Source organism: Kribbella sp. (genome assembly GCF_035655035.1).
Classification (GTDB): domain Bacteria; phylum Actinomycetota; class Actinomycetes; order Propionibacteriales; family Kribbellaceae; genus Kribbella.
In genome coordinates this window covers 1-7011 of record NZ_DASRVN010000139.1, presented here as the reverse complement: position 1 = coordinate 7011, position 7011 = coordinate 1, and the positions used below count along the sequence as shown (strand labels likewise).

Sequence of the window (7011 nt, the reverse complement as noted above, 5' to 3'; positions counted from 1 at the left end):
GGGTCAGCGGTGGTTGAGGAGGTGGGCGGCGGTTTCGGTGGCCCAGTAGGTGAGGATGGTGTCGGCGCCGGCGCGGCGGATGGCCGTCAGGGTTTCGAGGATGGCGGCTTCGCGGTTGATCCAGCCGTTGGCGGCGGCTGCTTCGACCATCGCGTATTCGCCGGAGATGTTGTACGCGGCGACCGGGACGTTCACGTGGTCGCGGACCTGGCGGATGATGTCGAGGTAGGCGAGGGCGGGTTTCACCATCACGATGTCGGCGCCCTCGGCGATGTCGAGGTCGACCTCGCGGATGGCGTCGCGGGAGTTGGCGTTGTCCTGCTGGTACGTCTTGCGGTCGCCGGTCAGGGACGAGTCGACGGCCTCGCGGAACGGGCCGAAGAACGCCGACGCGTACTTCACGGCGTACGCGAGGATCACCGTGTCGACGAAACCGGCCTTGTCCAGTGCGGAACGTACGACGCCGACCTGGCCGTCCATCATCCCGGACGGGCCGACGACGTGCGCGCCCGCGGCCGCCTGCGCGACACCCATCTCCGCATAGATCGCAAGGGTGGCGTCGTTGTCCACCCGGCCGGAGGAGTCGAGTACGCCGCAGTGCCCGTGTGACGTGAACTCGTCCAGGCACAGGTCCGACATCACCAGCAGCGAGTCACCGACCTCGGAGACGGCGTCCCGGATCGCGACGTTCAGGATGCCGTCGGGATCCAGCGCGCCCGACCCGACCTCGTCCTTGACCGAAGGTACGCCGAACAGCATCACCCCGCCGAGGCCGAGGGACGCGGCCTCGGCGACCGCCTTCCGCGCCGTGTCCCGGGTGTGCTGCACGACGCCGGGCATCGACCTGATCTCGATCGGCTCCCGGGCGTCCTCCCGGACGAACATCGGCAGGATCAGCTGCCGCGGCTCGAGCGTGGTCTCCGCGACCAGCCTGCGCACCGCCGCCGACGACCGAAGCCGCCGCGGCCTGACCTCCGGGAAACCAGGCATATCAGCTCTTTCGACGAGAACCCGAGCGACGCTCGGACGGACGGGTGACCGGCTCCCCGGCCTCCACCATGGTGTCACGCCGGTCCGCACCGAACCGGGCCAGGGCGTCGGCCAGCTCCTCGACCGACGGCGTCTCGGCCATCGCGTCGACCCGCAGGCCGTGCTCCTCGGCGGTCTTCAGCGTGGCCGGGCCGATCACCGCGATCACCGTGGACGCGTGCGGCTTGCCGGCGATGCCGACCAGGTTCCGGACCGTGGACGACGAGGTGAACACCACCGCGTCGAACTTGCCGGACTTGATCGCCTCGCGGGTCGGCGCGGGCGGCGGGGCGGCCCGGACGGTCCGGTACGCCGTCACGTCGTCGACCTCCCAGCCGAGATCGGTCAGGCCCGCGACCAGTGTCTCGGTGGCGATGTCCGCGCGCGGCAGGAAGACGCGGTTGATCGGGTCCAGCAGCTCGTCGTACGGCGGCCAGTCCTCGACCAGGCCGGCGGCGGACTGCTCGCCCGACGGCACCAGGTCCGGGCGGATGCCCCAGGCCGCGATCGCCTCGGCGGTCTTGTCGCCGACCGCCGCGATCTTCAGCCCGGAGAACGCCCGCGCGTCCAGCCCGTACTCGTCGAACTTCTCCCGGACCGCCTTCACCGCGTTCACCGAGGTGAACGCGATCCACTCGTAGCGGCCCTCGACCAGGCCGCGGATCGCCTTGTCCATCTGCTGCGGGTTCCGCGGCGGCTCGACGGAGATCGTCGGGACCTCCTCCGGCATCGCGCCGTACCGCCGCAGCCGGTCCATCAGCGGGCCGGCCTGGTCCTTGGTCCGCGGCACCAGGATCCGCCAGCCGAACAGCGGCTTGGTCTCGAACCAGGACAGCGACTCGCGCTGCTCGACCACCGCGCCGACCACGATCACGGCCTCGCCGGTGACCTTCGAGGCGCGCAGGTCGGTGACGATCGTCTCGAGCGTCCCGACCACGCTGGTCTGCGAGGTCGTCGTACCGCCGACGGTCACGGCGACCGGGGTGGCGGCGTCGAAACCGGCCTCGACCAGGGCCGCGGCGGTCTCCTTCAAAACGTCCACAGCGTTCAGCAGCACGAGCGTCTGCCTCGGCTGGAGCCGGGTCAGGTCGAGCTTGTTCTCGGCCAGGTCGACGACGGTGACCTCGCGGTCGCTCTTCATCGTCAGCGGGATGCCGGCGTACGTCGGGACCGCGCTCAGCTCGCTGACCCCCGGGACCACGTTGAACGCGATCCCCGCCTTCTTGCAGGCCGCGGCCTCCTCGGCGCCGCTGGAGAAGGTGAACGGGTCGCCGCTGAGCAGGCGCACCACGTTCGCCGCGGTCTTCGCGGTCTTCACCACCAGCCGCGCCCGGGCCGCGACCCGGAGCGCCCGGCTGCCCTCGGCGCCGGAGCCGTCCACGACCTCGACGCCCGCCCGGCAGTAGCTCAGGAACGGGTCGTGTTCGGGGCCTTCGACAACCACCGCGTCGGCGTTCGCGAGCACGTCCCGGCCGGCCAGCGTCAGCAGCGCCGGGTCACCAGGACCGACCCCGACGAACGTGACATGGCCGAGCGGTTTGGTCTGCTTGACGGTACTGGTCGCGGCCTTCTGAGGTGCCGCGGTGGCGGCTGTCTTCGCGCTCACGTCTGCCTTCGCCCTTGTCGTTTTCGTGCTCGTCCTGTGGGCCGTCTTCTGGGCCTTCTGGTGGGCTGTGCTCGTGCCCTGTGCCGGTGTCATGTTCGCTCCAGCAACTCGTTCGCCAGCGCCCTGCCGAGCGCCTCCGGGTCGTCCACCGGCCCGTTCGCGGACAGGCGCCGTACGCCGTCCTCCTGGCCGAGCGCGCCGCGCAGCCACAGCTCCGGGCCGTCCTCACCCTCGACCACCTCGGCCAGCGCCCCGACCGGCGCCGTGCACCCGGCCTCCAGGGTGGCCAGCAACTGCCGCTCCGCCGTCACCGCCGCGCGGGTGGCCGCGTCCTCCAGCGGAGCCAGCGCGGCCAGTACGCCGGTGTCGTCCGCGCGGCACTCGACCGCCAGCGCACCTTGTCCCGGCGACGGCAGCATCTGGATCGGGTCCAGCGTCTCGGTCACCTCGCCGAGGCGCCCCAGCCGGGCCAGCCCGGCGCGGGCCAGCACCACCGCGTCGACCTTGCCGTCGGCGACCAGGCCGATCCGGGTGTCCACGTTGCCGCGGATCCCGGTGCACTCGATACCCAGCCCGAGTGCGTCCAGCTGTGCCGACCGGCGCGGCGCACCGGTACCGATCACCGAGCCGCGCGGCAGCTCACCGAGGGTCAGCCCATCGCGGGCGACGAGCACGTCCCGCGGGTCCTCGCGGACCGGTACGGCGCCGATCACCAGACCGTCGACGGGCGCGGTCGGAAGATCCTTGAGCGAGTGCACGGCGATGTCGATCTCGCCGGCCAGCAGCGCGTCCCGGAGGGCGCTGACGTAGATGCCGGTGCCGCCGATCTGCTCGACCGGGGACACCTTGTCGGCGTCGCCGGTGGTGGAGATCGGGATCAGCTCGACCTCGTGACCGAGGTTCCGCAGCGCGTCCGCGACCAGCTGCGCCTGTGCGGTCGCCAGCTTGGAGCGGCGGGTGCCGAGCCGGATCATGCCTGCTCACCGCCCTTCGGCGTGGTGACCGCGTCGACCGCGGCCTGGTCGAGTGCGAACAGTTGCCGGAGCGCGTCGGCGTACGTCGGGCCGCCCGGATCGCCGCCGAGCTCCTTCACCCGGACCGTCGGGTTGTGCAGCACCTTGTCGACGACCCGGTGGATGGTCCGCTCGACCTCGTGCCGTTCGTGCTCGTCCAGCCCCGGCAGCCGGCGCTCCAGCCGGGCCAGTTCCTGGTCGACCAGCGAGCTGGCCATCGCCCGCAGCGCGACCACGGTCGGCGCCACCGACGCGGCCCGCCGGGTGGCCTCGAACGCACCGGTCTCCTCGCCGACGATCCGCCGTACCTCGTCGATGTCGTCCTGGCTGCCGCCCGCCGTACCGACGAGATCGGCCAGCGTGATCAGCGTGACGCCGGGGATCCGGGCCGCCTCCGGCGCGACGTCCCGCGGCAGCGCGACGTCCAGTACGCCGAGCGGACGGCCGGCGTTGCGGACCATCTCCTCGGTGATCACCACTCCGCGGGCGCCGGTGCAGGACACCAGCAGATCGGCGTCCTTCAGGGCTTCGGGTACGTCGGCCAGCCGGATCGCCGTACCGCCGATCCGGTCGGTGAGCGCGACCGCGCGGTCGTAGTTGCGGTTGGCAACGGTCACGCTCCGGGCGCCGCCGTTCAGCAGCGTCTGCGCGGCCAGCGAGGCCATCGAGCCGGCGCCGACGACCAGCGCGCGGCGGCCCTCGAAGCCACCGACCGCCTCGAGCCCCGCGGACACGACCGAGCGCCCTGCGGAGTCGATACCGGTCTCGGTCCGGGCCCGCTTGCCGACCCGCAACGCGTGCTGGAGCAGGGCGTTCAGGTCGGTGCCGATGGTCTCGTTGTCCTGGCCGGCCCGCAGCGTCTCCTTGAGCTGGCCGAGGATCTGGCTCTCGCCGACGATCATCGAGTCCAGCCCGACCGCGACCTGGAACAGGTGCGCGACCGCGCCCTCCTCGAAGTGCACGTAGAGGTGCTCGGCGAGGTCCAGCAGCGGTACGCCGGTGACGTCGGACAGGATCGCGGTGACCTCGTCCATCCCGGCGTGGAACCGGTCGACGGTCGCGTACACCTCGGTGCGGTTGCAGGTGGCAACGACCGCGGACTCGGCGACGGCGGCCGAGTTCCGGACCGCGAGGGTGAGCTTGGTCGCGGCGTCCGCGTCCAGGGCCACCCGCTCGAGTACGTCGATGGCAGCGGACCGGTGACTGATACCGACGACGAGGTAACTCATGCGCCGACCCCTCCCCCGACCGTGGGGTAATCCGTCAGACCGTTCAGCGCTGGTAGTTCGGGCACCTGGGGGAGCGCCGCCTCTCCGGACTTTCGTTGTTCGTGGTACGCCAGGATCTGCAACTCGATCGAGAGGTCCACCTTGCGGATGTCGACGCCGTCGGGCACGGACAGCACCACGGGCGCGAAGTTCAGGATGCTGGTGACGCCGGCCGCGACCAGCCGGTCGCAGACCTCCTGCGCCGGGCCGGCCGGGGTGGTGATGACGCCGATCGAGACCCGGTCGGCCTTCACGATGTCCTCGAGCTCGGCGAAGTCGCGGACCTCCATGTCGCCGATCCGCTCGCCGATCAGGGTCGGGTCGGCGTCCAGCAGCGCGACGATCCGGAAGCCGCGGGTGCCGAAGCCGGAGTAGTTCGCCAGCGCGTGGCCGAGGTTTCCGATCCCGACGATGACGACCGCCCAGTCCTGGGTGACGCCGATCTCGCGGGCGATCTGGTAGCGCAGGTACTCGACGTCGTACCCGACGCCGCGGGTGCCGTACGAGCCCAGGTAGGAGAGGTCCTTGCGGAGCTTGGCCGAGTTCACGCCGGCGGCGGTCGCCAGGTCCTCGCTCGACGCGGTGGCGATGCCACCGTCGGAGAGCGCGGTCAGGGCCCGCAGGTAGACCGGCAAGCGCGCGACAGTCGCCTCGGGGATGCCGCGTTCGGTTCTCGTCGGCGGGCCGGGGCGACGGCTGCTGGCACGCGTCACAATTCTCCTGGGAGCGGTTGGTTCACCGCGGTCTGACGGCCGGCGGCTCTCTTACTCTAGGAGCTTGTGAACGTGAGAACAAAATCGGTGGAAGTGAGCCCTACCTCATCAGCGCTTTTCGCAGTCGGGCGGGGTCCACACGCCAGAAGTCGTGCTGCTTGCCGTCGACGAAGGTGACCGGGATCTGTTCGCCGTACTGCGTGAACAACCGGTCGTCCTGCGTGATGTCGACCTCGGACCACTCCACGCCCGCCTCGGCACAGACCGCCCGGATCACCTCCCGGGCGTCGTCACACAAGTGACACCCGGGCTTCCCGTACATGACCACCTTACTCATCGACGTCCTCGCTTCGCTCCGGGCGCCGATGAGGCACGAGTACGCTGTGCTGTTTGGTGCCCTCGCTTCGCTCGGTCACAGGTCCCGCAACCGTCCCTTCGCGACCTTGCCGGTGACCGAGTGCGGCAGGTGGTCCACCACCTCGATCTCGACCGGGCTCTTGAACCGGGCCAGCCGCGCCTCGGCGTACTCGCGGACCGTTGCGACGTCGACCGATGCGTCCGGCAACGGCACCACGAACGCCTTCACCGCCTCGCCGGTCTCCTCGGACGGTACGCCGATCACCGCGGCCTCGCGGACGCCCGGCGCGGCGACCAGGACGTCCTCGACCTCGCTGGGGAACACGTTGAAGCCGGACACGATCACCAGCTCGCGCAGCCGGTCGACCAGGAACAGGTCGCCGTCGGCGTCCAGGAACCCGACGTCGCCGGTCCGGTACCAGCCGTCCGCGTCCGGCCCGTCGGCTCCGTCCGGCCAGTAGCCGGAGAACAGGTTGCCGCCGCGGATCAGGATCTCGCCCGGGTCGTCGCCCTCGACGTCCTCGCCCTGCTCGTCGGCGATCCGGAGCTCGACGTTCGGCAGCGGGCGGCCGACCGAGCCCGGCTTCGGGGCGGCCTCGCCGAGCGTCGTGGTCACCCCCGGGGAGGCCTCGGTCAGCCCGTACCCCTGGTGGACGTGCAGGCCGCCGGCCTGCTCGAACCGGTCCGCGAGCCCGCGGTCCAGCGTGGACGCGCCGGTCAGCACCACCTTCACCGGCCGCAGCGCGTCGCGCAGGTCCGGTCGGGACAGCAGCGCGTGCAGGGCCGGCGGGGCGAGCGGCAGCCGGGTCACGCCGTACCGGCCGATCAGCTCGAGGGTCTGCTCGGGGTCGAACCGACGCTCGACGATCAGCGCGGCGCCGGTCGCGACCGCCCAGCCGAGGACCGCGTTCAGGCCGAACGCGTGGAACATCGGCAGCACCCCGAGCACCACGTCCTCGGGGCCCATCCGGTCCTCGCCGAGCTGGGTGAGGTTCTGCACATTCGCCGAAAGTGCCCGATGGGTG

Annotated in this window: 7 protein-coding genes; all 7 read right to left on the bottom strand. The window is 71.4% G+C overall.

The genetic code is table 11. From position 1 onward, the window contains the following. Positions 1–3: 3 nt before the first annotated feature. Positions 4–990 (bottom strand): porphobilinogen synthase, encoded by a 987-nt coding sequence (hemB, locus tag VFF46_RS08205; protein WP_325036425.1) that lies wholly within the window; start codon positions 988–990, stop codon positions 4–6. Position 991: 1 nt separating this feature from the next. Continuing rightward, positions 992–2728: a uroporphyrinogen-III synthase gene (locus VFF46_RS08200; protein ID WP_325036424.1), complete on the bottom strand. Its 1737-nt coding sequence runs from the start codon at positions 2726–2728 to the stop codon at positions 992–994. Beyond that, a complete protein-coding gene (gene hemC, locus VFF46_RS08195) occupies positions 2725–3609 on the bottom strand; it encodes a hydroxymethylbilane synthase (RefSeq protein ID WP_325036423.1) in 885 nt (294 codons plus the stop codon). Before hemC ends, VFF46_RS08200 begins: the two co-directional genes overlap by 4 nt. After that, positions 3606–4877, bottom strand: coding sequence for a glutamyl-tRNA reductase (locus tag VFF46_RS08190; protein WP_325036422.1), 1272 nt, complete (start codon positions 4875–4877; stop codon positions 3606–3608). The genes hemC and VFF46_RS08190 overlap by 4 nt, the downstream gene beginning before the upstream one ends. Beyond that, positions 4874–5629: a redox-sensing transcriptional repressor Rex gene (locus VFF46_RS08185; protein ID WP_325036421.1), complete on the bottom strand. Its 756-nt coding sequence runs from the start codon at positions 5627–5629 to the stop codon at positions 4874–4876. The genes VFF46_RS08190 and VFF46_RS08185 overlap by 4 nt, the downstream gene beginning before the upstream one ends. A gap of 100 nt (positions 5630–5729) precedes the next feature. Continuing rightward, the gene (locus VFF46_RS08180; protein ID WP_325036420.1) at positions 5730–5966 is read right to left on the bottom strand and encodes a glutaredoxin family protein; all 237 of its coding nucleotides are present in this window, start codon (positions 5964–5966) and stop codon (positions 5730–5732) included. Between the two features lie 75 nt (positions 5967–6041). Then, positions 6042–7011, bottom strand: a 970-nt coding sequence (locus tag VFF46_RS08175) for a class I adenylate-forming enzyme family protein (RefSeq protein ID WP_325036419.1), incomplete at its 5' end; no start/stop codon positions are given.